Genomic DNA, 23,060 nt, shown 5'->3' with positions numbered 1-23,060 from the left:
AGACCGCCATCCTGGGCATGCACAAGATTCAGGAACGTCCCATGGCGGTGAATGGCAAGGTGGAAATTCGTCCGATGATGTATCTGGCCGTCTCCTATGATCACCGCATGATCGATGGCAAGGACGCGGTACAGTTCCTGGTCACCATCAAGGAGCTGCTGGAAGATCCGGCCCGCCTGCTGCTGGATGTCTGAGCGACGCCCGATTCAACGGACTCAAACGCGAACCGATCAAGGAAAACCATATGGCCGATAAATTTGATGTGATCGTCATTGGTGCGGGCCCCGGGGGCTACGTGGCCGCCATCCGTGCCGCCCAGCTGGGGCTGAAGACTGCCTGCGTCGAAAAATGGGTTAACAAGGAAGGCAAGACCGTCCATGGCGGCACCTGCCTCAACGTGGGATGCATTCCATCCAAGGCCCTTCTGGAAACGTCGCACAAGTTCGTCGAGGCACGTGACCACTTCGCCGAGATCGGTATTGAGCTAAGCGATGTGTCAACGAACATCGCCAAGATGCTGGAGTTCAAGAACCAGGTCATCGCCAAGAACGTTGGCGGTATCAGCGCGCTGTTCAAGGCCAACGGTGTGACCGCCCTGGAGGGTACCGGCAAGGTGACCTCCAGCAAGCAGGTCGAGGTAACGGGCAAGGACGGCAAGGCAACCACTTACGATGCCGAAAATATCGTCATCGCGGCTGGCTCGGTACCGGTCGAAATACCCCCGACCCCGTTGACCGAGGGATTGATCGTCGACTCCACCGGTGCGCTCGAATTCACCGAGGCACCCAAGCGCCTGGGCGTGATCGGGGCCGGCGTCATCGGCCTGGAGCTGGGCAGCGTATGGAGCCGCCTGGGCAGTGAAGTCACCATGCTTGAAGCCATGGACAGCTTTCTGCCCATGGTGGATTCCTCCATCGCCAAGGAGACACAGAAGCTGCTCAAGAAGCAGGGTCTGGACATCAAGCTGGGGGCGCGTGTCACCGGCTCGGAGGTCAAGGGCAAGGAAGTGGTCGTCAAGTACACCGACAGCGCGGGTGAGCAGGAGCAGACCTTCGACAAGCTGATCGTGTGTGTCGGTCGACGCCCCTACACCCAGGGAGTGATCGCGGACGGTGTCGGCGTTGGCCTTGACGAGCGTGGCTTCATCCATGTCGACGACCAGTGCCGTACCAGCGTGCCGGGGATCTATGCCGTCGGCGACTGCGTGCGTGGACAGATGCTGGCTCACAAGGCCTCCGAAGAGGGCGTGATGGTGGCTGACATCATTGCCGGTCACAAGGCCGAGATGAACTACGATGCCATTCCTTGCGTCATCTACACTGCTCCAGAGGTGGCCTGGGTGGGCATGAACGAGCAGGAAGCCAAGGCCAAGGGAATCGAGGTCAAGACCGGCTCTTTCCCGTTCGCCGCCAACGGCCGCGCACTGGCCAACAATGCACCCGACGGCATGGCCAAGATCATTGCCGACGCCGAGACCGATCGCATCCTGGGTATGCATATCGTCGGGCAGCATGCCGGCGAACTGATTGCCCAGGGCGTGATCGCGTTGGAGTTCGGCTCCAGTGCCGAGGATCTGGCATTGACCTGTTATGCCCATCCGACGACCGCCGAAGCGATCCATGAAGCGGCGCTGGCCGTCGGTGGCCATGCCATCCATATGGCCAATCGCAAGAAGCGCAAGTAAGCCAGCTCGCGCACGGCTCAGTAACAACACGATTTAGGTAACAACAAGCGTCACCCACGCGGGTGGCGCGTCGTACCCGGCCATGTATCGGGTACGAACGGGGGTAACCCGGGATAGACCGCATTCGGCGGTATTCCGCGGTTGCCGTTCGAGTCACATGCAACCAATGGCATGAATCGATGAACCTTCACGAGTATCAAGGCAAGCAGCTGTTTGCCGACTATGGCCTTCCGGTATCCAAGGGCTTTGCAGTCGACACACCCGAGGAAGCCGCCGAAGCTTGCAAGAAGATCGGTGGCGAGATGTGGGTCGTCAAGGCCCAGGTCCACGCAGGCGGCCGCGGCAAGGCCGGCGGCGTCAAGCTGATCAAGAGCCCGGAAGAGGCCAAGGCCTTCGCCGAGCAGTGGCTGGGCAAGAACCTGGTGACCTTCCAGACCGACGAGAAGGGGCAGCCGGTCGCCAAGATTCTGGTCGAGACCTGCACTGACATCGCCGATGAGCTTTACCTGGGCGCCGTGGTCGACCGCACTACCCGCCGGGTGGTCTTCATGGCCTCCACCGAGGGTGGCGTCGAGATCGAGAAGGTCGCCGAGGAAACCCCGGAGAAGATTCTCAAGGTCGAGATCGATCCGCTGGTCGGTGCACAGCCGTACCAGGCTCGCGAGCTGGCTTTTGCGCTGGGCCTCAAGGGTGACCAGATCAAGCAGTTCACCAAGATCTTCCTGGGTCTCTCCCGCCTGTTCCATGAAAAGGATCTGGCGCTGCTCGAGATCAACCCGCTGGTGATCACCGACGAAGGCAACCTGCACTGCCTGGATGCCAAGCTCGGCCTGGACAGCAACGCGCTGTATCGTCACCCGGACCTGCAGGCCATGCGTGACCCGTCCCAGGAAGACGAGCGCGAAGCCGAAGCCGCGGCCTGGGACCTCAACTACGTGGCCCTGGAAGGCAACATCGGCTGCATGGTCAACGGCGCCGGCCTGGCCATGGGCACCATGGACATCATCAAGCTCAATGGCGGTCAGCCGGCCAACTTCCTCGACGTGGGCGGCGGTGCGACCAAGGAGCGCGTGGCGGAAGCCTTCAAGCTCATCCTCTCCGACGATTCCGTGAAGGCCGTGCTGGTCAACATCTTCGGCGGTATCGTGCGTTGCGACATGATCGCCGAGGGCATCATCGGTGCCGTCGAGCAGGTCGGCGTCAACGTGCCGGTAGTGGTGCGCCTGGAAGGTAACAACGCCGAGCTGGGTGCCGAGAAGCTGGCCTCCAGCGGTCTGAACATCATCGCTGCTACCAGCCTGACTGACGCGGCACAGCAGGTCGTCAACGCGGCGGAGGGCAAGTAATGAGCATCCTGATCGACAAGAACACCAAGGTCATCTGCCAGGGCTTCACCGGTGGCCAGGGGACTTTCCACTCGGAGCAGGCCCTGGCGTACGGCACCCAGATGGTCGGCGGCGTGACACCGGGCAAGGGTGGCCAGGAGCACCTGGGCCTGCCGGTGTTCAACACCGTCAAGGAAGCGGTCGAGAAGACCGGCGCCGAGGCCAGCGTGATCTACGTGCCGGCCCCGTTCTGCAAGGACTCGATCCTGGAAGCTGCCAACGCCGGCATCAAGCTGATCGTCTGCATCACCGAGGGCATCCCGACCCTGGACATGCTCGACGTCAAGGTGAAGTGTGACGAGCTGGGCGTGCGCCTGATCGGCCCCAACTGCCCCGGCGTGATTACTCCGGGCGAGTGCAAGATCGGCATCATGCCGGGTCATATTCACCAGCCTGGTCGTGTCGGTATCGTCTCGCGCTCCGGCACCCTGACCTATGAAGCCGTCAAGCAGACCACCGATCACGGCTTCGGCCAGTCCACCTGCGTGGGCATCGGGGGCGACCCGATCCCGGGCTCCAATTTCATCGATATCCTTGAGCTGTTCGAGAAGGATCCGAAGACGGAAGCCATCGTGATGATCGGCGAGATCGGCGGCACCGCCGAGGAAGAGGCGGCTGCCTATATCAAGGCCAACGTCTCCAAGCCGGTGGTTTCCTACATTGCCGGTGTCACCGCCCCTCCGGGCAAGCGCATGGGCCATGCCGGTGCCATCATCTCCGGTGGCAAGGGCACCGCGGACGAGAAGTTCGCCGCCCTGGAAGACGCCGGTGTTCGCACCGTGCGCTCCCTGGCCGAGATCGGCGATGCGCTGAAGGACGTGACTGGCTGGTAAGCCACGCTTCGACAGACTTGCCAAAGGGCGCCCTCGGGCGCCCTTTTTTCGTTTGAAGGAGGCTGCGTCGGAGCTTGCGTTGAGACGCATCGTCCTGCATGCGCTGGTTACCCACCAAGGGTGAGCGTAGAGTTTATAGCGCAGATGGTCCTCGTTCTGTACGGGTGTGTCTTCTCGGAGTGAGTCGCAGATGGTAAACCAGCATGGTCCGCCCAAGCTCCACAAGGCTGCAACACCTGGCTGGAAACTGGACTGTCAGCGCGGATTGATGGCATTCGTTGCCTGGTGGCTGGCTGCGCTGCTGGTCAGTGGCCTGCTCCCGGCGATGTCGGCCAATTTGCCGATTTCACCACTTTGGATGGCTAACTCGCTGGCCTATGGAACAGTTCTTGCCATTGGACTCAAGCCAGTCCCTTATTTTGGCCTGGCGGCTCTGACCTGGAACCTGGCACGCGGCGATACTCCCCTTGAGATACTTGTAGGTACTGCTGCCTTCGTATTGCTGATGCTATTTGTGGCGGAGTTCTCCGGGTGGCTGGAGCGACACGTCGAGCGAGACCGGTCTCGGCGTCTACTGCGCGTCCCGATCATCGCCATAATGAGCGCCACGCTCTTCACCTTGCTCGGAGTCTGGCAGTTTTCCAGCGGCCGGCCAGCGCCGGAACTGATCATTGGCCTGTGGCTCTCCGAGGCAACGTCGGTATTGCTCTTCACTCCTCTGGCGAGGCAGTGGCTGCGTTATGGCGTTCAGTCCTGGGCGCCACCCGAAGGGGAGTCACGGCTATGGCCGATGATGTTGGCCTGGTGTTCGTTGGCCATTGCCGTGCTTGTGTCGATCTTGGCTATGGAAAGCATGCCATGGGTGCTCACCAGTTGGCTGCCCTACTTGGCGCTGTTGATGCCGATCCTTGCCGTCTATCTGCTGCCGGTAGGCTTGCCCCGTCTCGTAGCACCCTTGTTCGTGCTGGCCTGGACAGTGGTGAACCTCAACCTGTACACAGACACTGCAGGCGTATTGGATGAAATTGCCATGCTGCAGGGTCAGATGATCCTGTTCACGGCCGCACTGGTCGGATTTCTTTCTATCGAAGCCGTTCACACCTATCATCGGGCCAATCGGCGCCTGCAGCAGGCCAGTCGCCGGGATGGCTTGACAGGACTCGATAATGATCTCGGCATGACGGGGTCATTGGCGGGGAGGAAGGTCGATGAACCTCTTGCGTTGATCGGCATTCAGGTGGCAGACATCGATGATCTCGCCACGCTAATAGGGCTTGATGAGGTGCATGCCCTCGAGTGTTGCATCGCCGATACATTGCGGGAAACGGTGCCCACAGGGTGTGCGGCATCCGCGTGTTTACAGCCTGGCCTGTTTGCCTTGCTGGTGCCCTTCAGCGAGGCGCCTGTGACGCTCGCCCGTGACCTGCGCCACGCCTTGCACAGGGCGGAGCAGAACGGAGGGCTCAGCTTGGCTCGGCTCGAGCTGCGAGTGGTTCTTGTGGAGGGCATCGAGAGCCACGATGCCCGACACCTGACTTCGATCCTGTTGATGGCAAGCGCCAGGGCGGCAAGTCGGGAGGGAGAGCGCTTTTATCACCACCATGGTGAGCCGGAAACACTGATCGAAGCCCATCGGGATGCCTTATACCTGATCGGCCATCTCCGCGATGCCTTGGCCGGCGTAACGCACGGTGGAAACTTTGAAATCTTCGCACAGCCGATCCTTGATATCCGGCAGCCAGAGGTGATTCGAGCGGAAGTGTTGCTGCGGTGGCGCTGTGCTGATGGCCGACTGCTTGAAGCAGGAGAGTTTCTACCTATCGCCGAGCGTTTTGGTTTGATGCCCCGTCTGGATGTCTGGGTGCTGTCAAAGGTACTGTCGATAATCAGTACGCACCCGGGTGGGGAAAGGCTCGATGAGGTGGCCATCAACCTTTCAGGGGACTCGCTGGCTGGTGCCGATCTGGTTCGTTCGCTGAGCGAGTGTCTGGAACGCTATGGTTGCACCTGTGCCATCGCCGATTACCTTGGGGCGAGAGTGATAGCCGAATTTGTCGAAACCGCTGACCAGATCGGGGTGTTGTCGCAGCTTGGTGTCTACTGTTTCCAGGGCTATGGCATCTGCCGCCCCATGCCGTTGGAAGTGTATCTGGAAGGGTTACAGAAAGGTCGCAACATGATAGGTAAGGAAGTGGCCCTTGCTCAGCAACAGTGTCAGTCGTCAGGCGATTGATCCCGTGGGGTACCCATGCTGTTGTGCACCATATGGCGCGGTGCTGTTCCGGAGAGTGGTGCCCGCTTTGCAGGGCCACGGCTGACCCTGCCAAGGTCGGTAAGCCGTTTTACGCCGGCCAGATATAGCGCTGCCGCGCTCAGCAACGACTCGACAGGAGGCCCGCATGGCCAAGGTACCCGCCGCCTACCAGGCGACACGTGGCTCGATTCTCGACGTGGATCGTGACTTCTATGCCCGGCTGACCGACCCGGCTGGCCGCGAGCGGGTCGAGGAGCTGATCGTGCCGATTCGCGACGGCAGGGCCTGGAAAGTCCCTGCAGGCCATGTGCTACGGCTCTCGACCTGGAAGGGCCACAGGTCGGTGACTTCAATCTCTGGAGCCTGCACAACCCCCGCGAACGTTTCTGGGCCTCGCGCACCCGGCAGCTGCAGCGCGCCCATGTCTCCACCTTCGATCGGCTCTGGTCGACGCTGCCCTACCTGCGCCCCATGGCGACCATCATCGACGACACCCTGGCCGGCTACGGCGTCGATGGCAGTGGTGTTGACGAGGAGGGCGGGCGTATCCACGATCTGCTGGGTACCCGCTGTGATCCTTACGTCAACCGCCTGCTCACGGGCGAGGACTTCGACCACCATTGCCACTCCAACCTGGTGCGTGCCGTGGCGCCCTTCGGCCTCACCGAGTTCGACGTTCACGACGTGCTCAACGTCTTCCAGTGCACCGGGCTCAACGACGACGACCAGTACTTCATGAAGGCGTGCCCGGCGAAGGAGGGCGACTACCTCGAGCTGTTCGCCGAGATCGACCTGCTCTGTGCGCTCTCCTGCTGCCCGGGAGGCGACCTCTCGGTGGATCTATGGGGACCGAACGCCCGCGATCCGCTGGAGACCTGTCATCCCATCGGCGTGGAGGTATTTCGCCTGGATGCTTCGCTGCTCCAGGGCTGGCAGCCCCCGGCGCCTTCCCCCTATGCCGGGGGCCATGGCCTGCGCGGACCGGCCATCGATTGGTCGGCGGAAAAGCGTGACCTGGCGGCGCAGCAGAAAGATCGCTGACGGGCCGGGGATATCTGGAAGGGGCTGACATCTAGAGTGCGTCGCTGAGGCTTCGGTCGCGGCCCGCTCGCTTGGCCTTGAGCAGTGCCTGGTCGGCCCGCTTCAGGGTGGTTTGATGAGGATCACCGGGCCGGTGCTGGCACAATCCGGCACTGACCGTGACCGAGATCGTCTGGTCGGCGGTGCGTATCGTTACCGCCGCGAGGCGTGAGCGCAGTCGCTCCACGATGGTGCGGGCTTCGGTGCAATCGGTGTCGGCCAGCAAGAGCAGGAATTCTTCTCCTCCCCATCGGGCGCAGAGGTCGTAGTCACGCAGGGTTGTGCTCAACGTCTGGGTGATGGCCACCAGAAGCCGGTCCCCGACATCATGGCCGTGGCAGTCATTGATGCGCTTGAAGTGGTCGATATCCAGCAGCGTCAGGGTGAAACGGCGGCGCTCCCTGACAAACTCCTCAAGTCGCTCGATGAGCAGGCGGCGGTTGGGGAGGCCGGTCAGCGGGTCGTGGGTCGAGGCTTGCTGCAAGGTTTGGTTGCGCTCATGCATGAGCGCCTGATAGCCATCGGAGATACGCGATAGCTTGCGTTGACGGCGCAGGGTGCGCTGGTAGCGTTGCTCGGTGACCTGCCGGGCCTCCATGGCCAGCGACTGATAACGGTCGGAGATGTCGATCAGACGCTGTACCTGCACTTGCTGGTCGCAATGGTGCAGGTAGAGGCGCTGCAGGGCGTCATGGAGGGGGTGACCGGCGTGCTCAGGGGAGCCTAGCAGCGCGGCAATCTCCGTCAGCAAGGCTTCGTCGTGATCGTCTTTCATGGCTGCCCCCCGGCAGGCGTGATGGCGAACGGGTAGCTGCAATCCTCGCGAAACTCATCGGCCAATTCGGCGATGCGTTCGTTGCGCGCATCGTAGTGCCAGGTGACCGAGACCTCGCGGCCCGCTTCGTAGGCCTCTTCCAGCAGATCGAAGATGTCCATCATCGCTTTTACCGAGCTGGTGTTCAGGTAGACCAGCGCGAGCTCGAGGTGGAGGGGACGCTGCTCGCTGGTAAGAAAATATTGCACCCAGAGGATCACCTGGTCGAAGAGTTCGTAGGAGTTCTCCGGATAGGAGTCGCCCTTCATGGACAGGCGTCCGTCTTGCCAGTCGCTATGGATCGTCGGCGTGGACTGGCTGCCGGGAATGTCGAGATCGGAAATCGTGGTTGTCATGGCAAGAGTCAGATCGTGGCTGTCAGGCTGAAGAAGCTGCGTTTATTCGGCAGCGGCTGTAACGCGGCTTGCAAGGGGTGGCTGGACTTCCGGGCCATGTCGAGCAGGCCGAGGCCGGCTCCTCCATGGCCTTCGGCATCCCTGGGGCTGCGTAGCTGCTGTTTGTAGGCCTGTTTGAGCGCTTGCTTGTCCAGCAGGGCGAGCGACTCGACAGTGGCAACCAGGCGCTCACCATCGTCCCGCTCGACCAGGTTGCCTGCGCTAACCTGGTAGTGCCCCTGGCCGCTGTGGGCCACTGCCACCGTGGCCGCAGCCAGCTCGTCGTCATAGCCCTGGCGGCGAGCATAGTGACGGATATTCTGGGTCATCTCGATGTAGACGGCGAAGACGTCCATGGCCGCGGACGGTGCGGCTTCCTGGGTGTCGAGATAGTTGCGCAGTGCCTTGCCGATCTCTTCGATCAGGCTACGTGATATGGGGCCATTGAAGCACAGCATGATGCGATCATGCTGATAGCTCTCCCTCATACTCAGTAAATCCATGGCAATTCCTTGGCTTGCAATGCATCCCCTACCCGGGATCGGGGGGGCGTGGTGAAACGGGTTCGGGGGCTTCCAGTGGCGCGCAGAATATCAGCAAGGTGATATCGTCTCGTTGGCCGTGAGGGCCTCGATAGTCGTCCAGGGCATGCTCGAAAGCCGCCAGCTGGGCATCGAGTGGCGCCGATGCCTGGGATCGCAGGAGCTCCTCGAAGCGACTGTTACCGAAGCCGAAGCCGTGATGCCCCCCCGCTTGATCGAGAAAACCATCGCTGCACAGATAATAGCGCCATCCCGGATGCAGCGGTACGTGCTGGTTGCTGTAGCGGGCCGGGCGACGATGTCCCAGGGCACGCTTGTGGCCCTTCACGCGCTCGAGTCGGTGGCCGTCACTGGCATAGAGATCGAGCTTGGCCCCGGCATAGGTCAAGCGGTGTTGAGCCGGATCGATCCAGGCCAGGCCGATATCCATGTTGGTGGCGATGGAGGAGGGCAGTTGCGCCTCGGGCAGCAACAGGCGTGACTGCCGATCGATCTCGTTGAGCAGGGCCGCCGGGTCGTCGACCCCTTCCTGGGCGATGGCGTTGTCGATAATGGCGCGCGCCAGCATGGTCATCATGGCACCGGGCACCCCGTGGCCGGCGCAGTCCACGATGCCGATCAGGTAACCCTGCGACGTAGCGCGGAAGACGTAGAAGTCGCCGCCCACCGTATCGCGTGGTTTCCACAGTACGGCGTGATAGGAAGCCAGATGGTCACTGAGCTCGGCGTCGGGCAGGATGGCACGCTGGATGATACTGGCGTACTGGATGGAGTCGCCAAGCTTCTTGTGGGCGGCCGCCATGGCCGCATTTGCGGTTTCCAGCTCTTGCGTGCGCTCGCGGACCTGGGATTCGAGGTTGCGAGTATGATTCGCCACCTGGCGGGCCATGTGCGAGAAGGCCTGGGAGAGCTCGCCGATCTCGTCGCGGCGTTCGGTGGGGAGTCGCGAGCGATAGTCGCCGCTGGCCATGGCACGGGCCGACAGCGTCAGACGCTGCAGAGGCGTCAGGATCAGGCGGTGAGTGGCATAGGCAAAGGCCGAGGTCAGGATGGCCAGTATCAGCATCAGACCGCCAACCAGGGGCCAAAACCAGCGCCCTTCGACAATGCGGGCGGCCTGCATGTCCAATGCCGTGACCAGCAGCCACTGCAGTTCCGGAATGTAGCCCACCGACAACAGCCTCGGTTCGCCGCCGATGTCGACGTGCAGGGCACGGATATCGCCGGGTCGACGTATCGCCCCCTGCATCGCCCGCCTGAGCTCGTCGCGCTGCTCGGCGTCGTCAATCAAGGACTGGATATGCTGCTCATTGTCGGTGTCGAAGGGGTTGCCGCCCGCGCCGAGTGCCACCCGCGCCTGGTCGGGGTGGGCTTGTATCATGCCTCGGGGATCGACGATCATCGGCGTCACCCCGGGGGCGCTGGCCCGAATGAAGTGGGCCAGGAAGCCGTCCAGGTCAAGGGCGCCCCCGGCCAGGCCGAGCAGTTCGCCGTTGTCGCGCACCTTGACATTGACCCACAGCATGCTGCGTTGCAGGACATGGTCGACGCTGATATCGATATCGTAGGTGGACGTGCTGGCCATGGTGGCGAAGTACCAGGCGTCCTCCGCTTCATCCCTGGAGAGCCGATAGCGGGGAAGTGGCTCGGCGTCGCGCCGGTCGGCGAAGTAGTAGTCGTGGGTGGCGTGATCGATGATGAAATAGGCGTTGCTGCCGAACTGTTGACGGAAGCCTTCGGCCTCGGCCAGGAAGCGTGCCCGGCGCTCGGGATCATCCGGTTGGCGTAGCCACTCGCGAGTCACCACCGAGTTGGCGAAACGTCGAGACAGGGCCAGTTCGCGGGATACTGGTGCGGAGATGCGCTGCATCTGCAGCAGGGTGTACTGCTCGGCATAGGCCGTGGCAAAGTGGCGGCGTACCTCATCGACGGCCTTCCAGCCGATGAACAGGGCTGGGATCAATGCCAGCAGGCATGCCAGCAGCAAGGTTGCGACCGACTTCCCACGCAGTCCGAGGTGTACTGCCATCGCGTTGGCTTCCCTGATGGGGTGGGCTCAGCCACCATTGTCATTCTTTTCCATTGCCTTCCCTTAAACTCTGCATACACGCGGCTCCTCATTCCTGCATGCCCGCTACGATGAGGCCCCGGCAGGTGATGCCTGCGGGGCCTCGTCGGCGCTCGGATCGGGCGTCACACGGCGGGGCGTGCTACCAGTGAGCGCGTCTCCTCCCGGGCCTCGATCAGCGCCACGCGAATGGCGTCACCGAGCTTGTAGCGCTCTTCGCCCTCGACCTGGATGCGGCCCTCCTTGTCGTCGATGATCACCTTGTCGCGGTCGCTGTGGATCATCGGCGCGGGAACGAAGGCGGTGGCGCCGTTAGCGGTCAGCCGCACGCGCATGCCGCCGCGGTTGATGGCGATGATCTCCGCCTCGAAGGCTTCCTGGGCCTCGGCGGCCGGCGTCAGGTAGCGCACGTAGAGCCAGTCCTTGACGTCGCGTTCGGCCATGCGGTTGAGCCGCCGGCGCTCGGTCAACTGCTCGGTCAGCGCCAGGGTGGCTTCCGCCGGCGCCTGTTCCCCCTTGAGCACGCGCTTGATCAGGCGGTGGTTGACCATGTCGCCATACTTGCGGATGGGTGAGGTCCAGGTGGCGTAGGCGGCCAAGCCCAGGCCGAAGTGAGGACCAGGACGGGCGGACATGCTGGTGAAGCCCTGGAAGCGGCGCAGGCGTGCATCCAGCCAGGCGTCGTCACGATTCTCCAGCGCCCGCTTGAGCTCCTTGTAGCGGGGCAGCTCGGAGAGCGCCTCGATCTCGACCTCGATCTCCTGTCCGGTGAGGAACTCATGGGCGGCTTCGGCCTTCTCCGGCTCGAAGGCGCGGTGAACATTGAAGATGCCGTGGCCGACCTTCTCGGCGAGCAGGTCGGCGCAACAGGCGTTGGCCGCGATCATCGACTCCTCGATCATGCGGTTGGCGATGCGGCGTTGCTCGGTGCGCACATTGAGCACGTTGCCGGCCCGGTCCAGTTCGAAGACATAGTCCGGACGGTCCTTGAACACCAGTGCGTGCTCGCTGCGCCAGGCGCTGCGTGCCTCGGTCATCTCCCGAAGCGCCTTGAGCTGCGGGGCGATCTCATCCGCCGGTGCCCAGTCGCCCTGGCCCTCGATCCAGTCCGATACCCGGTCATAGGCCAGCTTGGCGTGGGAGCGAGCGGTGGCGGCGAAGAAGCGGTAGTCGCCGAGGCTGCCGTCGGCTTCGACCTCGAGGGAGCAGGCCAGCACCGGGCGATCCTGCCCCTCCCACAGCGAGCAGAGGTCGTCGGCCAGCTGCTCGGGCAGCATGGTGACGTTCTGGCCCGGCAGGTAAACAGTGAAGGCCCGGGTGCGTGCCTCCAGGTCGGCGACATGCCCCTCCTCGACGTAGGCGGTGGGGTCGGCGATGGCCACCGTCAGTCGCCAGCCGCCATCCTCGCGGGGTTCGATGCGCAGGGCATCGTCCATGTCGCGGGTCTTCTCGCCGTCGATGGTGAAGAACGGCTCGGCGGTGAGGTCCTTGCGCTCCAGGCCCTCGTCAAGCAACGGCCATTCACTGCCGGCGTCAGGGCACTCCTGCTCCAGGGCGTGCCGGGCCAGAGTGACGCGCCACGGCACGGCGGGGTCGTCTGCCTTCGCGACCAGCTCATCGATCTGGGCGAAGAAGCCGCGATCGTTCTCCTTGAGCGGATGGCGCACCAGGCGTGAAACGACCCAGTCGCCGTCGCCGATGCTCGCTTCGTCGAGGCTGTTCTTGATTCGCGACTTGAGCACGTTCTTGATCGAGGGGTGGTCGGGGACCACCGCCAGGCGACCTTCGCGCTTCTGGACGCGGGCAATGAAGCGTGTCAGCCCGGGCTCCAGCAGGGCGTCGGGCTCCACCGAGGTCTTGTCACCATTCTCGTGGATGGTGGCCTGGACGCGGTCGCCATGGAGTACCTGCTTCATGGCGGGTGGCGGCACGAAATAGGATTGGCCATCATCGGTTTCGAGAAAACCGAAGCCCTTGTCGGTGGCCTTGATCACGCCCTCGGCACGGGGCGTGGTCGTACGAATCTGTTGCTTGAGCTGAGCGAGCAGCGGATTGTTCTGCAGCATGGTCACGAACGTGTGGCGGGGTAGGAGAGCCACTATACGGATTCCTGCGGCCGGCGCCAAACGCCACTATGCCTACCCACGAGGAAACAGCAGGTTGGGGTAGTAGACGACAGCCACGGTTGCCTTTTGCTAGGCTGAAAGCCGCCATGAACACTGGACCCACTATGACGCCTCACCTCATTGTCTCCGACCTGGATGGCACCCTGCTGGATGCCAACCACGATCTCCATCCCCATACCATCGAGACACTGCGGGCCCTGGCGGAGCTGGGGCACCACCTGGCCTTTGCTCGGGGCGGCATTTCCGCGACATGCTGGCCTTCCGCGAGCGGTTGGGCGTGCCTATCCACGTGATCAGCACCAATGGCGCCTACCTGCACAGTCCCGATGATCGGCTGCTCTCTGCCCGACACCTGGAAGCGGAGCTGGCGCTCGAGCTGATCGCCATGGAGCGCCACGATAGCGTACGCCTCAACCTCTACCGGGAGGAGGAGTGGCTGATCGATGCGGCGGAGCCCCGGCTGCTGGCCTACCACGCCCATACCGGCTTCGGTTATCGCATCTTCGAGCCCGATGAGATCGACGGAGAGGGGGTGGGCAAGGTGCTCTACATCGGGGAACCCGAGCGCCTGGCGGGGCTCGAAGCCCGAGTGAGGCAGCGCCACGGCGAACGGTTGCACGTGACCTATTCCACGGTGAACTCGCTGGAGGTCATGGCCGGTGGGGTCAACAAGGGCACCGCCCTGCAGACCCTGATGGAGGCGCTGGGCGTGGCCTCGCGGCATTGCCTGGCCTTTGGCGACAACCTTAACGACACCGAGATGCTGGCCCTGGCCGGCGAGGCCCATGTCATGGCCAATGCCCACCCTGAACTCTTCGGGCGAGTGCCCCACGCGCGCCGCATCGGCCACCATGCCGAGGTGAGTGTGGCCGCGTTGCTGAGAGAGCGGTTCGGGCTCTAAGCTCTGTCCGAAAACTGGCCTTCGCTCGCCGACTTTGCAGACAAAACCTTGTGTCCGAGGCTGGTTGCTACCTTGGTCGCAGATGGCTTGTCGGGATGGCCGCACTTGACCATCATCGAAGCCCGATAACGACAACAATCACGGGCGCTGCCGCGACACCGCCCCTGGCCATCGGAATACGATGACGACGACACCTGCCACCCTGATCGTGGTCGACGACGACCCGGAAATTCGAGAGCTTCTTGCCGACTATCTCGGTCGCCACGGCTATCGCGCCCTGGTCGCCGAGGATGCCGAGGCGCTGCATCGTCTGCTGGTCCACGAGGTTCCCGACCTGCTTATCGTCGACATCATGCTGCCCGGCGATGACGGCTTCACCATCTGTCGCGATGTGCGCCGGGACAGCCAGGTTCCCATCATCATGCTCACCGCCAGCGCCGACGAGACCGACCGGATTCTGGGCCTGGAACTCGGCGCGGACGACTATCTCGGCAAGCCGTTCAACCCCCGGGAACTGCTGGCGCGGATCAAGGCGGTACTGCGTCGTGTGAGGGGCAACCAGCAGCCTCAGGACCCGGCACGAGCGCGACTGGTCAGTTTCGGCGGCTGGCGGCTGGATCGCATGACCCGGGAATTGATCGATCAGCAGGAGCGGCGTATCCCGCTCTCCGGTGCCGACTTCCAGCTGCTGCAGGTCTTTCTCGAACACCCCGAACAGGTACTCTCCCGGGACGCGCTGTTCGAGCTGACCCGTGGTCGACCGGCGCCGCCGCTGGATCGCTCCATCGACGTGCATGTCTGCCGGCTGCGGCAGCGGCTCGGTGAGGATGCCCAGTACCATCAGTTGATCCGCACAGTGAGAGGGGCGGGCTATGTGCTCACTGCCCGTGTCGAAGCGCTGACGTGACGGATATTCGCTGGCAGCGGTGGCGTCGGTACCTGGCCCGTGGCCTGCCCGGAACGCTGCGCGGTCGCTTCGTGCTGATCATGATCATCGGTGTGCTCGCTGCCCAGCTCTCCAGCTACGCCGTCTGGACCTCCCAGGTACGCTCCAGCCAGCTTGAGCAGCTCGACGAGCTTTCGCAAAACGTCGCCTACAGTGTGGCTTCGACCATGCGTTTCTTTCGCTCGCTGCCCGTCGAGTATCGTCATATCGTGCTGGACCAGTTACGCAACATGGGCGGCACCCGCTTCTTCGTCAGTGTCAACGAGCGCCGCATTCCCGTGGAGGACATCGGCTCGGGGGCGGAAAAGGCGCTGGTGGTCGGTAACTTTCGCGCCATTCTCGGACGTGAGCTGAATATCGATGACGTGCTGGTGGAGTTCTCCCGGGCGGAAACGCTGCGTGTCTACAATAACGAGGTGCTGCTGCACGACCTGCCGCCGCGCTGGGGCCAGCACAGCCTGCTGATGGAGCCGCTTTCCCCCCCGATCCTGGTGGTGCAGCTGGAGCTCGAGCCCGGGACCTGGCTCTACGTGGCGACCCTGCTGCCGGTGGCGGACCTGTTCAATGAGTATCGCTGGCTCTCCGGCGAGCGCCTGCTCGCCGGGCTGATGGTGCTGCTGACGGTGATCGGGCTATCGCTGCTGGGCATCCGCAGCGTCACCCGCCCGCTGGCCCGCCTCTCCCGGGCGGCTCGCCAGTTGGGGGATGACCTGGATGCACCGCCGCTGCGGGAGAGCGGCCCCAGGGAGGTGATGGCCACGGCGGTGGCCTTCAACCGCATGCAGGAGCGAATCCGCGAGCAGGTCGACGAGCGTGAGCGACTCTTCTCGGCGATCTCCCACGATCTCAAGACCCCGATCACCCGCATGCGGCTGCGGGCCGAGATGCTCGACGATCCTCTGCAGCGCGAGCGCTTCTGTGCCTCCCTCGATGAGCTCGACCTGCTGGTCAAGGGGGCCTTGGCGTCGGTCAAGGGCTTTGACCTGCATGAGCCGGTCGAGGAGCTCGATCCCGGCCACGTCCTCGAAGAGCTGGCCGAGGGGCTGCGCCTGCAGGGCGGGGAGGTGTCGATCCAGGGGCAGGCCCAACCGCTGGCCGTCAAGCCGCTGGCGTTCAAGCGCTGTCTGGCCAACCTGCTGGAGAATGCCGTCTTCTATGGACGGCGAGCGAGGTACTGATGGAAGACGATGCCAGTCGCCTGTCGATCACCATTCGCGACCATGGGCCGGGTATTCCCGAGGGGCAGCGTGAGCGGGTATTCTCGCCTTTCGTTCGGCTCGAGCCCTCCCGAAGCCGCAATACCGGCGGCAGCGGCCTGGGGCTGGGTATCGCCCGGCATATCGCCCGCGCCCTGGGTGGTGATATCAGCCTTGATAACCATCCTGAGGGAGGATTGCGGGTGCGCGTAACGCTGCCCCGGATGCAGGATATTACCGGGCTGTAATATTTCATCAATACGATGCCAATACTTCGCAGGACTAGGTAACCCCTACTGTTGCGCTACCTGGGGTAGCGTGTCGTTATCCGGTGCCACGCCGGAGCCATAACAACACGAGGAGACACGCCATGCCTTCCTGCAAGTCGAACGATTGCACCAGTACCCGTTTTGACCAAGCCCGTATGAACCAGGCCCGCTGGAACAAGACACCCTTCACCAGGACTGGCCTTGCCCTGGCTACGGCCCTGGTCGCTTCCGTGTCCATGACCAGTGCCCATGCCGCCGGTGAAGTGGAAGTGCTGCACTGGTGGACCTCCGGTGGCGAGGCCCGGGCCGCCAACGTGCTCAAGGATCTGATGGAGGCCGAGGGGTACGGCTGGCAGGACTTCGCCGTTGCCGGTGGCGGCGGCGAAACGGCCATGACGGTGCTCAAGTCCCGAGCCATGTCCGGCAATCCGCCCTCGGCGGCCCAGATCAAGGGACCGGAGATCCAGGAGTGGGGCGAGCTGGGCCTGCTTGGCGAGCTCGACGACGTCGCGAGGCAGAGGGGTGGGACCAGCTGTTGCCCGAGACGGTGGCCGATATCATGCGCTACGACGGCCAGTACGTGGCCGTGCCGGTCAACGTCCACCGGGTCAACTGGCTATGGGCCAACCCGGACGTGCTCGAACAGGCCGGTGTCGAGATGCCCACCACCCTGGATGAACTGTTCGCCGCCGGCGAGGCGATCCGCGAGGCCGGCTTCATTCCGCTGGCCCATGGCGGCCAGGCCTGGCAGGACGCCACGGTGTTCGAGACCGTGCTGTTGGCGACGGGGGGTGTGGAATTCTTCCAGCGGGCCCTGGTGGATCTCGATCCCGAGGCCCTGGGCAGCGAGCAGATGGTCGAGGCGCTGGAGACCTTCAAGCGCCTGCGCGGGCTGATGGACGACGACATGTCCGGGCGTGACTGGAACATCGCCACCTCCATGGTCATCAACGGCGATGCCGCCATGCAATTGATGGGCGACTGGGCCAAGGGCGAGTTCACCGCCGCCGAGCTTACCGCCGGCGAGGATTATCTCTGCGCCGCCGCGCCGGGTACCGGCGACGCCTTCACCTTCAACATCGACAGCCTGGCGATGTTTCGCGTCGAGGGCGAAGAGCACGATGCGCAACAGGCCCTGGCACGGCTGGTGCTGGAGCCCACTTTCCAGGAGGCCTTCAATCTGGCCAAGGGCTCGATACCCGCGCGCCCCGATCTGGACATGAGCGAGTTCGATGTCTGCGCCCGGCAGTCTCTCGAGGACTTCCAGCGCACCGCCGACGAGGGGGGGCTGGTGCCCAGCATGGCCCACGGCATGGCCGTGCGTGCCGACGTGCAGGGGGCGATCTTCGACGTGGTGACCAACTATTTCAATGCCCGTGACATGGAGGCCGAGCAGGCCGCCCAGCGTATGGTGAACGCGGCACAAGCGGCACTCTGAGACGCCGCTTTCCCGGCTCTGCCGGGCTCGCTGCCCATCGAGCCCGGCAGGTCGTCAGGTGACGCTTTCGTTCACGCCCGAGGTACTTCTCATGACCATCGTCTCCCACGCCCAGGAGCGCCCCGTGCGCCCCGTGCGCCCTGCGGCACGGCGTACGGCCGCCGCACGCCTGCAGGATTGGCTGCCGCGGCTGGTACTGGCGCCTTCCGTCGCCATCACCCTGTTCTTCGTCTATGGCTTCATGCTCTGGACCTTCGTGCTGTCCTTGACCAGCTCGCGCATGTTACCGAGCTACGATTTCGTCGGCTTCGCCCAGTATGCGCGGCTGATGGCCAACGATCGCTGGTGGGTCGCGTCCACCAACCTGGTGATCTTCGGCGGCCTGTTCGTGGCGATCTGCCTGGTCATCGGGTGGTGCTCGCCATCCTGCTCGACCAGCGTATCCGTCAGGAGGGGGTGCTGCGTACCCTCTATCTCTATCCCATGGCGCTGTCGTTCATCGTCACCGGGGTGGTGTGGAAATGGCTACTCAACCCCGGGCTCGGGATCCAGGCCATGGTGCGCAGCTGGGGCTTCGAGAGCTTCACCTTCAACTGGATCGTCGATCCCGACATGGCGATCTACACCCTGGTGCTGGCCGCCGTGTGGCAGGCGTCCGGCTTCGTCATGGCGCTGTTCCTGGCCGGCCTGCGCGGTATCGACGACAGCATCATCAAGCGGCCCAGCTCGATGGTGCCAGCCTGCCGCGCGCCTATCTGTGGGTGATCCTGCCCTGCCTGCGCCCGGTGGTGTTCAGTGCGGTGATGATCCTGTCGCACATCGCCATCAAGAGCTTCGATCTGGTGGTGGCCCTGACCGGTGGCGGTCCCGGCTACGCCACCGACCTGCCGGCCACCTTCATGTACACCCACGCCTTCACCCGGGCCCAGATCGGGCTGGGGTCGGCCAGTGCCATGCTGATGCTGGGCGGTGTGCTGGCGATCCTGATTCCCTATCTCTACTCCGAGCTGAGGAGTCACAAACATGGATAACGTGATTCGTCGCCGCACTCCCGGGGCCCGCCTGGGCCGGTTAGCGGTCTATGCGGTACTGCTGCTGGCTGCGCTCTTTTACCTGTTGCCCCTGGTGGTGATGCTGATCACCTCGTTCAAGCCGCTCCATGAGATCAGCCCCGGCACCCTGCTGTCGCTGCCCCAGTCGCCCACCGTGGAGCCCTGGATCAAGGCCTGGGGCGAGGCCTGCACCGGCATGCGCTGCGAAGGGGTGGGGGGCTACTTCTGGAACTCCATCGCCATCGTGGTGCCGGCCGTGCTGATCTCCACCGTGGTAGGCGCGCTCAACGGCTACGCCCTGACCAAGTGGCGATTCAGGGGTTCGGAGCTGCTCTTCGCCCTGATGCTGTTCGGCTGCTTCATCCCCTTCCAGGTGGTGCTGCTGCCCATGGCCCAGACCCTGGGCTGGCTGGGGTTGTCGAGCTCCCGGGCGGGGTTGATCCTGGTGCATGTGATCTTCGGTATCGCCTTCACCACGCTGTTCTTCCGTAATTTCTACGTGGCCGTACCCACCGAGCTGGTCTCGGCGGCCAAGCTCGACGGTGCCGGCTTCTTCCGCATCTTCTGGCGCATCCTGCTGCCGGTCTCGGCGCCGATCATCGTGGTCTCGGTGATCTGGCAGTTCACCCAGATCTGGAACGACTTCCTGTTCGGCGTGGCTTTCTCGGCCCACGATACCCAGCCGGTGACGGTGGCGCTCAATAACCTGGTCAACACGTCTACCGGTACCCGCGAGTACAACGTCGACATGGCTGCCGCCATGATAGCGGCACTGCCGACCCTGGTGGTCTATGTGCTGGCGGGAAAATATTTCGTCCGTGGGCTTACCGCCGGTTCGGTCAAGGGTTAGGAGCCTGTCGAGCTTAACGCTGATCTACTGCGAAATCCGGGTTTTCGGCCAATTTCATTCGATCTGTTTCGTTAAAGAGCCCGCTATTCGCCTCTACAGATCGATAAACTTGTCTCGAAAACCGTATCTCTCGCTACGATCGGTCAAGCCCGACAGGCTCCTAGCGGTCAAGAGAGAACAACAAGGGGTTTGAATCATGTCTGCACTAGAAATTCGCAGCGTCCGCAAGGAGTTCGGCAGCGAGCGTGTACTCAAGGATGTCAGCCTGGCCATCGAGTCGGGCGAGTTCCTGATCCTCGTCGGCCCGTCGGGCTGTGGCAAGTCGACCCTGATGAACGCCATCGCCGGCCTGGAGCCGGTGACCTCCGGCGAGATCCGTATCGCCGACGAGGACGTCACCTGGCGGACGCCGGCCGAACGGGACATCGCCATGGTGTTCCAGTCCTATGCGCTCTATCCCAGCATGACCGTGCGCGGCAACATCAGCTTCGGCCTGGAGATGCGCAAGGTGCCGAAGGCGGAGCGCGAGGCCGCCGTCGAGCGGGTCGCCGACCTGCTGCAGATATCTCAGCTGCTCGACCGTAAGCCCTCGCAGCTCTCCGGCGGCCAGCGCCAGCGGGTGGCCATGGGGCGCGCCCTGGCCCGGGAGCCGAAGGTCTATCTCTTTGACGAGCCGCTCTCCAACCTGGATGCCAAGCTGCGGGTGGACATGCGTACCGAAATCAAGAAGCTGCATCAGCGACTCGGTACCACCATCGTCTACGTGACCCACGACCAGATCGAGGCCATGACCCTGGCCGATCGCATCGCGGTGATGCGCGACGGCAACATCCTGCAGCTGGGCACACCTGATGAAGTCTACAACGACCCGGTGGATATCTTCGTGGCAGGGTTCATGGGCTCTCCGTCGATGAACTTCATCACGGCGTCTCTGGAGGGCGAGGCGGGGAACTATCGCCTGCGGATCGAGACCCGGGGGGAGGAGGCGCTGCTGCTGCCCTGGCCTGCTGTGAGGGAAACCCCGGCCATGGCCGAGCAGGTCGGGCGTCCCGTCATCCTGGGGCTGCGCCCGGAGCACTTCAGCGAGGAGGATTCACGGCTCAGCGACATGGATGAGGGTACCCCGGTTTCGGCCCGGGTCAGCGTGTCAGAGCCTACCGGTGCGGATATCCTGCTGCGAGTGCCGCTGGGTGAAGGTGAGGTCACGGCCAGGGTCGGGCCCAAATGCGCGGTCGTGCCCGGGGAGCGCCTGAATCTACGCGTCGACATGGGGCGCGCCGTGCTCTTTGACAGCGAGACAGAAAAGCGTCTGGCCTAATCGGCTGGCTTGCCACAGGGACGGGGGGCGTGTAGTTTGCGCGCTTTCCCGTTCCGTACAGGAATTGCCGATGCAACTGCTCGAGCGAATCGTTCATCCCGAACTGGCCACACTCGACGTCTCTCCCGAGCGTATCCACCGTCGGCGCGCAGCGCGTGGCATCATCATCGACGGTGAGGAGATCCTGCTGCTTTACACTCGCCGCTACAACGACTTCAGCTTCCCGGGCGGTGGGGTGGATGATCACGAGAATCTGCTTGAAGGGTTGCACCGCGAGCTTGCCGAAGAGACTGGTGCCACTGGCCTTGAGGTCCTGGCACCTTATGGGCGGGTCGAGGAGTTTCGCCCCCACCACAAGCCCCAGTTCGACCTGATGCACATGGACTCGTACTTCTATCATTGCCGAGCCGAGCGCCAACTGGGCAGGACGCGGCTGGAAGACTACGAGCTGGCCAATGGCATGGAGGCGCGCTGGGTCAACCTGCACCAGGCGATTGATCACAATCTTGCGGTCATGGCCGCCAGGGAAGCGAGCATGGGTCTATCGATACTGCGCGAGACACGCATGCTCCAGCACGTTTCCCAGCGCCTGCTACCGGCCCTGGCGACTGCCTGACATCACCCCTTTCAGCGCACGGTAATGACGCTGCACTCGGCAGCGTGGCTCACCTTGTGGGATACGCTGCCCACGACCAGCCCACGCAGGTCGCTGAGGCCGCGGCTACCCATGACGATGGCATCGATGCCGCGCTTCTTCGCTTCGCTGATGATGGTGCGGGCCGGGTCGCCACGGCCGATGGCGGTCTCAACCTTGGTCACGCCCTTGTCGCGGGCCTCTTGGGCCGCCTTGTCCACTACCTGCTGGCCGATATCGTCACGCTCCTGGCGGGTGGCCTCGACGGCGATGGCTCCGATACCCCAGACCAGCGTCGTCTCGTGGGAGAGCTCTTCGGGAATATGCAGGATATGGATGGTGGCATCGGCCTGGTTGGCCAGTTGGCAGGCAACGGCAAGGGCCTTTTTCGCGCCTTCGGAGCCATCGACGGGAACCAGGATGGTATTGAACATGGTAATTTTCCTTCTCGACAGGTAAGAGCTGATCTGTATGTTAGAGACTAGCGGCTTGGCGCCGGTATGTCATGACCGGGGTCAAGAAGCGAGTGGCTACGCCGGTTATTCCTTCACCTCGAGCCGGCGGAGCTGCTGCCAGAGTTCACTGCGAAGGTCAGCCATGCGTGGTGCCTCGCCGCTGTCGAAACCAATCGGCCGCGTGAGTCGTTGGGTTCGCAGGCCCAGCCGAGCGCTGAGCAGCCCCACACCCATGCCCTGGCCGGCACGGGTCGAGAGCCTCCCGGCCAGGTTCAGCGAGAGAATCTCCATGCCCGCTTCACTGGCCATCTCGGTCGCGCCGGCGAAGGCCATGTTGTAGAGCACGCTGCGCAGCAAACGAAGGCGGCTGGCATAGCCGAGCTCCAGCCCATAGAGGCGGCATATCCGGTCGATCATCGCCAGGTTGCGCCAGGCGACCAGGGCCATGTCCACCAGGGTCAGAGGACTGACCGCCACCATCACAGCCGTCTCACCGGACATCCGCGAGATCATGCGCCGCGCTGCCCGGTCGCGGGGCGCCAGCAGGTGATGGGCCAGTAGCTGGCGCAGGTCCGCGCCGCTGTGGTGTGGCTGTTGTGCGGCGAGAAATGCCTGCCAGTGGGGATGGTCGTCATCGAGTTTCAACTGCGTCTTGAGAAGCCTGGCCAGATCCATGGCCTCGGCGGTATCGACTTCCTGCAACTTGCCCAGGCGTGCGCGCAGGGTGTCGTGGCGACGCAGTCGACGTAGTCGCCAGGCTTCACGCAGTAACGCACCGGCGCCCAGGGCGATGGCGCCTAGTCCCAGCAGGGCCCAGCCG

17 protein-coding genes and 4 pseudogenes are annotated in these 23,060 nt (G+C 63.5%); 14 read left to right on the top strand and 7 right to left on the bottom strand.

Going from position 1 to position 23,060, the window contains the following annotated elements:
- The 6 genes from Q427_RS08170 to Q427_RS08145 form a co-directional block, all read left to right on the top strand.
- On the top strand, positions 1-194 hold a 194-nt coding region (locus Q427_RS08170), incomplete at its 5' end, for a 2-oxo acid dehydrogenase subunit E2 (protein WP_043512771.1).
- A 50-nt stretch (positions 195-244) separates the two neighbouring features.
- On the top strand, positions 245-1,684 hold the full coding sequence (gene lpdA, locus Q427_RS08165) for a dihydrolipoyl dehydrogenase (RefSeq protein ID WP_043512769.1): 1,440 nt from the start codon (positions 245-247) through the stop codon (positions 1,682-1,684).
- A 179-nt stretch (positions 1,685-1,863) separates the two neighbouring features.
- Positions 1,864-3,030, top strand: a complete 1,167-nt coding sequence (gene sucC, locus Q427_RS08160) for an ADP-forming succinate--CoA ligase subunit beta (RefSeq protein ID WP_043512767.1) — start codon at positions 1,864-1,866, stop codon at positions 3,028-3,030.
- Positions 3,030-3,902, top strand: a complete 873-nt coding sequence (sucD, locus tag Q427_RS08155; RefSeq protein WP_043512764.1) for a succinate--CoA ligase subunit alpha — start codon at positions 3,030-3,032, stop codon at positions 3,900-3,902. Before sucC ends, sucD begins: the two co-directional genes overlap by 1 nt.
- A 325-nt stretch (positions 3,903-4,227) precedes the next feature.
- Positions 4,228-6,135 (top strand): EAL domain-containing protein, encoded by a 1,908-nt coding sequence (locus Q427_RS08150; RefSeq protein ID WP_197030553.1) that lies wholly within the window; start codon positions 4,228-4,230, stop codon positions 6,133-6,135.
- Positions 6,136-6,441: 306 nt separating this feature from the next.
- Positions 6,442-7,197, top strand: coding sequence for an urea carboxylase-associated family protein (locus Q427_RS08145; RefSeq protein ID WP_331280571.1), 756 nt, complete (start codon positions 6,442-6,444; stop codon positions 7,195-7,197).
- Positions 7,198-7,228: 31 nt separating this feature from the next.
- Here Q427_RS08145 and siaD read toward each other — a convergent pair whose 3' ends face one another.
- From siaD to Q427_RS08120, 5 genes are all read right to left on the bottom strand, one after another.
- A complete protein-coding gene (gene siaD, locus Q427_RS08140; RefSeq protein WP_043512759.1) occupies positions 7,229-8,011 on the bottom strand; it encodes a biofilm regulation diguanylate cyclase SiaD in 783 nt (260 codons plus the stop codon).
- Entirely contained in the window at positions 8,008-8,406 is a 399-nt protein-coding gene (siaC, locus tag Q427_RS08135; protein ID WP_269321210.1) for a biofilm regulation phosphoprotein SiaC, read from the bottom strand. The genes siaD and siaC overlap by 4 nt, the downstream gene beginning before the upstream one ends.
- Before the next feature lie 8 nt (positions 8,407-8,414).
- Positions 8,415-8,948 carry a biofilm regulation protein kinase SiaB gene (gene siaB / locus Q427_RS08130; RefSeq protein ID WP_043512758.1) on the bottom strand — a complete coding sequence of 178 codons (534 nt, stop codon included), beginning with the start codon at positions 8,946-8,948 and terminating at the stop codon, positions 8,415-8,417.
- A gap of 28 nt (positions 8,949-8,976) precedes the next feature.
- Positions 8,977-11,016 (bottom strand): biofilm regulation protein phosphatase SiaA, encoded by a 2,040-nt coding sequence (gene siaA, locus Q427_RS08125; RefSeq protein WP_051496227.1) that lies wholly within the window; start codon positions 11,014-11,016, stop codon positions 8,977-8,979.
- Positions 11,017-11,180: 164 nt separating this feature from the next.
- Positions 11,181-13,121, bottom strand: a complete 1,941-nt coding sequence (locus tag Q427_RS08120; protein WP_043512773.1) for an exoribonuclease II — start codon at positions 13,119-13,121, stop codon at positions 11,181-11,183.
- Between the two features lie 68 nt (positions 13,122-13,189).
- On the opposite strand from Q427_RS08120, the pseudogene Q427_RS08115 reads away from it, so the two are divergent.
- From Q427_RS08115 to Q427_RS08080, 8 genes and pseudogenes are all read left to right on the top strand, one after another.
- Positions 13,190-14,082, top strand: a pseudogene (locus Q427_RS08115) (Cof-type HAD-IIB family hydrolase).
- Positions 14,083-14,263: 181 nt separating this feature from the next.
- On the top strand, positions 14,264-14,989 hold the full coding sequence (locus Q427_RS08110) for a response regulator (protein WP_043512754.1): 726 nt from the start codon (positions 14,264-14,266) through the stop codon (positions 14,987-14,989).
- Between the two features lie 80 nt (positions 14,990-15,069).
- Positions 15,070-16,472, top strand: a pseudogene (locus Q427_RS08105) (ATP-binding protein).
- 176 nt (positions 16,473-16,648) lie between these two features.
- Positions 16,649-17,931 (top strand): annotated as a pseudogene (locus Q427_RS08100) (ABC transporter substrate-binding protein).
- 91 nt (positions 17,932-18,022) lie between these two features.
- Positions 18,023-18,962 (top strand): annotated as a pseudogene (locus tag Q427_RS08095) (carbohydrate ABC transporter permease).
- The gene (locus Q427_RS08090) at positions 18,955-19,833 is read left to right on the top strand and encodes a carbohydrate ABC transporter permease (RefSeq protein ID WP_043512751.1); all 879 of its coding nucleotides are present in this window, start codon (positions 18,955-18,957) and stop codon (positions 19,831-19,833) included. Before Q427_RS08095 ends, Q427_RS08090 begins: the two are co-directional and overlap by 8 nt.
- Positions 19,834-20,029: 196 nt before the next feature.
- The gene (locus Q427_RS08085) at positions 20,030-21,151 is read left to right on the top strand and encodes an ABC transporter ATP-binding protein (RefSeq protein WP_043512749.1); all 1,122 of its coding nucleotides are present in this window, start codon (positions 20,030-20,032) and stop codon (positions 21,149-21,151) included.
- Between the two features lie 70 nt (positions 21,152-21,221).
- On the top strand, positions 21,222-21,767 hold the full coding sequence (locus tag Q427_RS08080; protein WP_043512747.1) for an NUDIX hydrolase: 546 nt from the start codon (positions 21,222-21,224) through the stop codon (positions 21,765-21,767).
- An 11-nt stretch (positions 21,768-21,778) separates the two neighbouring features.
- Here Q427_RS08080 and Q427_RS08075 read toward each other — a convergent pair whose 3' ends face one another.
- Both Q427_RS08075 and Q427_RS08070 read right to left on the bottom strand, forming a co-directional pair.
- Positions 21,779-22,219 carry a universal stress protein gene (locus tag Q427_RS08075; RefSeq protein WP_043512743.1) on the bottom strand — a complete coding sequence of 147 codons (441 nt, stop codon included), beginning with the start codon at positions 22,217-22,219 and terminating at the stop codon, positions 21,779-21,781.
- 105 nt (positions 22,220-22,324) lie between these two features.
- Positions 22,325-23,060, bottom strand: a 736-nt coding sequence (locus Q427_RS08070) for a TIGR01620 family protein (protein WP_043512740.1), incomplete at its 5' end; no start/stop codon positions are given.

The sequence above is a fragment of the Halomonas sp. BC04 genome (assembly GCF_000568385.1).
This window is presented reverse-complemented; position numbering and strand designations above follow the sequence as displayed.

Coding starts and splice junctions, on each gene's coding strand:
- lpdA (WP_043512769.1), top strand. CDS start 245: ATGGCCGATAAATTTGATGTGATCGTCATTGGTGCGGGCCCCGGGGGC.
- sucC (WP_043512767.1), top strand. CDS start 1,864: ATGAACCTTCACGAGTATCAAGGCAAGCAGCTGTTTGCCGACTATGGC.
- sucD (WP_043512764.1), top strand. CDS start 3,030: ATGAGCATCCTGATCGACAAGAACACCAAGGTCATCTGCCAGGGCTTC.
- Q427_RS08150 (WP_197030553.1), top strand. CDS start 4,228: ATGTCGGCCAATTTGCCGATTTCACCACTTTGGATGGCTAACTCGCTG.
- siaD (WP_043512759.1), bottom strand. CDS start 8,011: ATGAAAGACGATCACGACGAAGCCTTGCTGACGGAGATTGCCGCGCTG.
- siaC (WP_269321210.1), bottom strand. CDS start 8,406: ATGACAACCACGATTTCCGATCTCGACATTCCCGGCAGCCAGTCCACG.
- siaB (WP_043512758.1), bottom strand. CDS start 8,948: ATGGATTTACTGAGTATGAGGGAGAGCTATCAGCATGATCGCATCATG.
- siaA (WP_051496227.1), bottom strand. CDS start 11,016: ATGGCAGTACACCTCGGACTGCGTGGGAAGTCGGTCGCAACCTTGCTG.
- Q427_RS08120 (WP_043512773.1), bottom strand. CDS start 13,121: ATGCTGCAGAACAATCCGCTGCTCGCTCAGCTCAAGCAACAGATTCGT.
- Q427_RS08110 (WP_043512754.1), top strand. CDS start 14,264: ATGACGACGACACCTGCCACCCTGATCGTGGTCGACGACGACCCGGAA.
- Q427_RS08090 (WP_043512751.1), top strand. CDS start 18,955: ATGGATAACGTGATTCGTCGCCGCACTCCCGGGGCCCGCCTGGGCCGG.
- Q427_RS08085 (WP_043512749.1), top strand. CDS start 20,030: ATGTCTGCACTAGAAATTCGCAGCGTCCGCAAGGAGTTCGGCAGCGAG.
- Q427_RS08080 (WP_043512747.1), top strand. CDS start 21,222: ATGCAACTGCTCGAGCGAATCGTTCATCCCGAACTGGCCACACTCGAC.
- Q427_RS08075 (WP_043512743.1), bottom strand. CDS start 22,219: ATGTTCAATACCATCCTGGTTCCCGTCGATGGCTCCGAAGGCGCGAAA.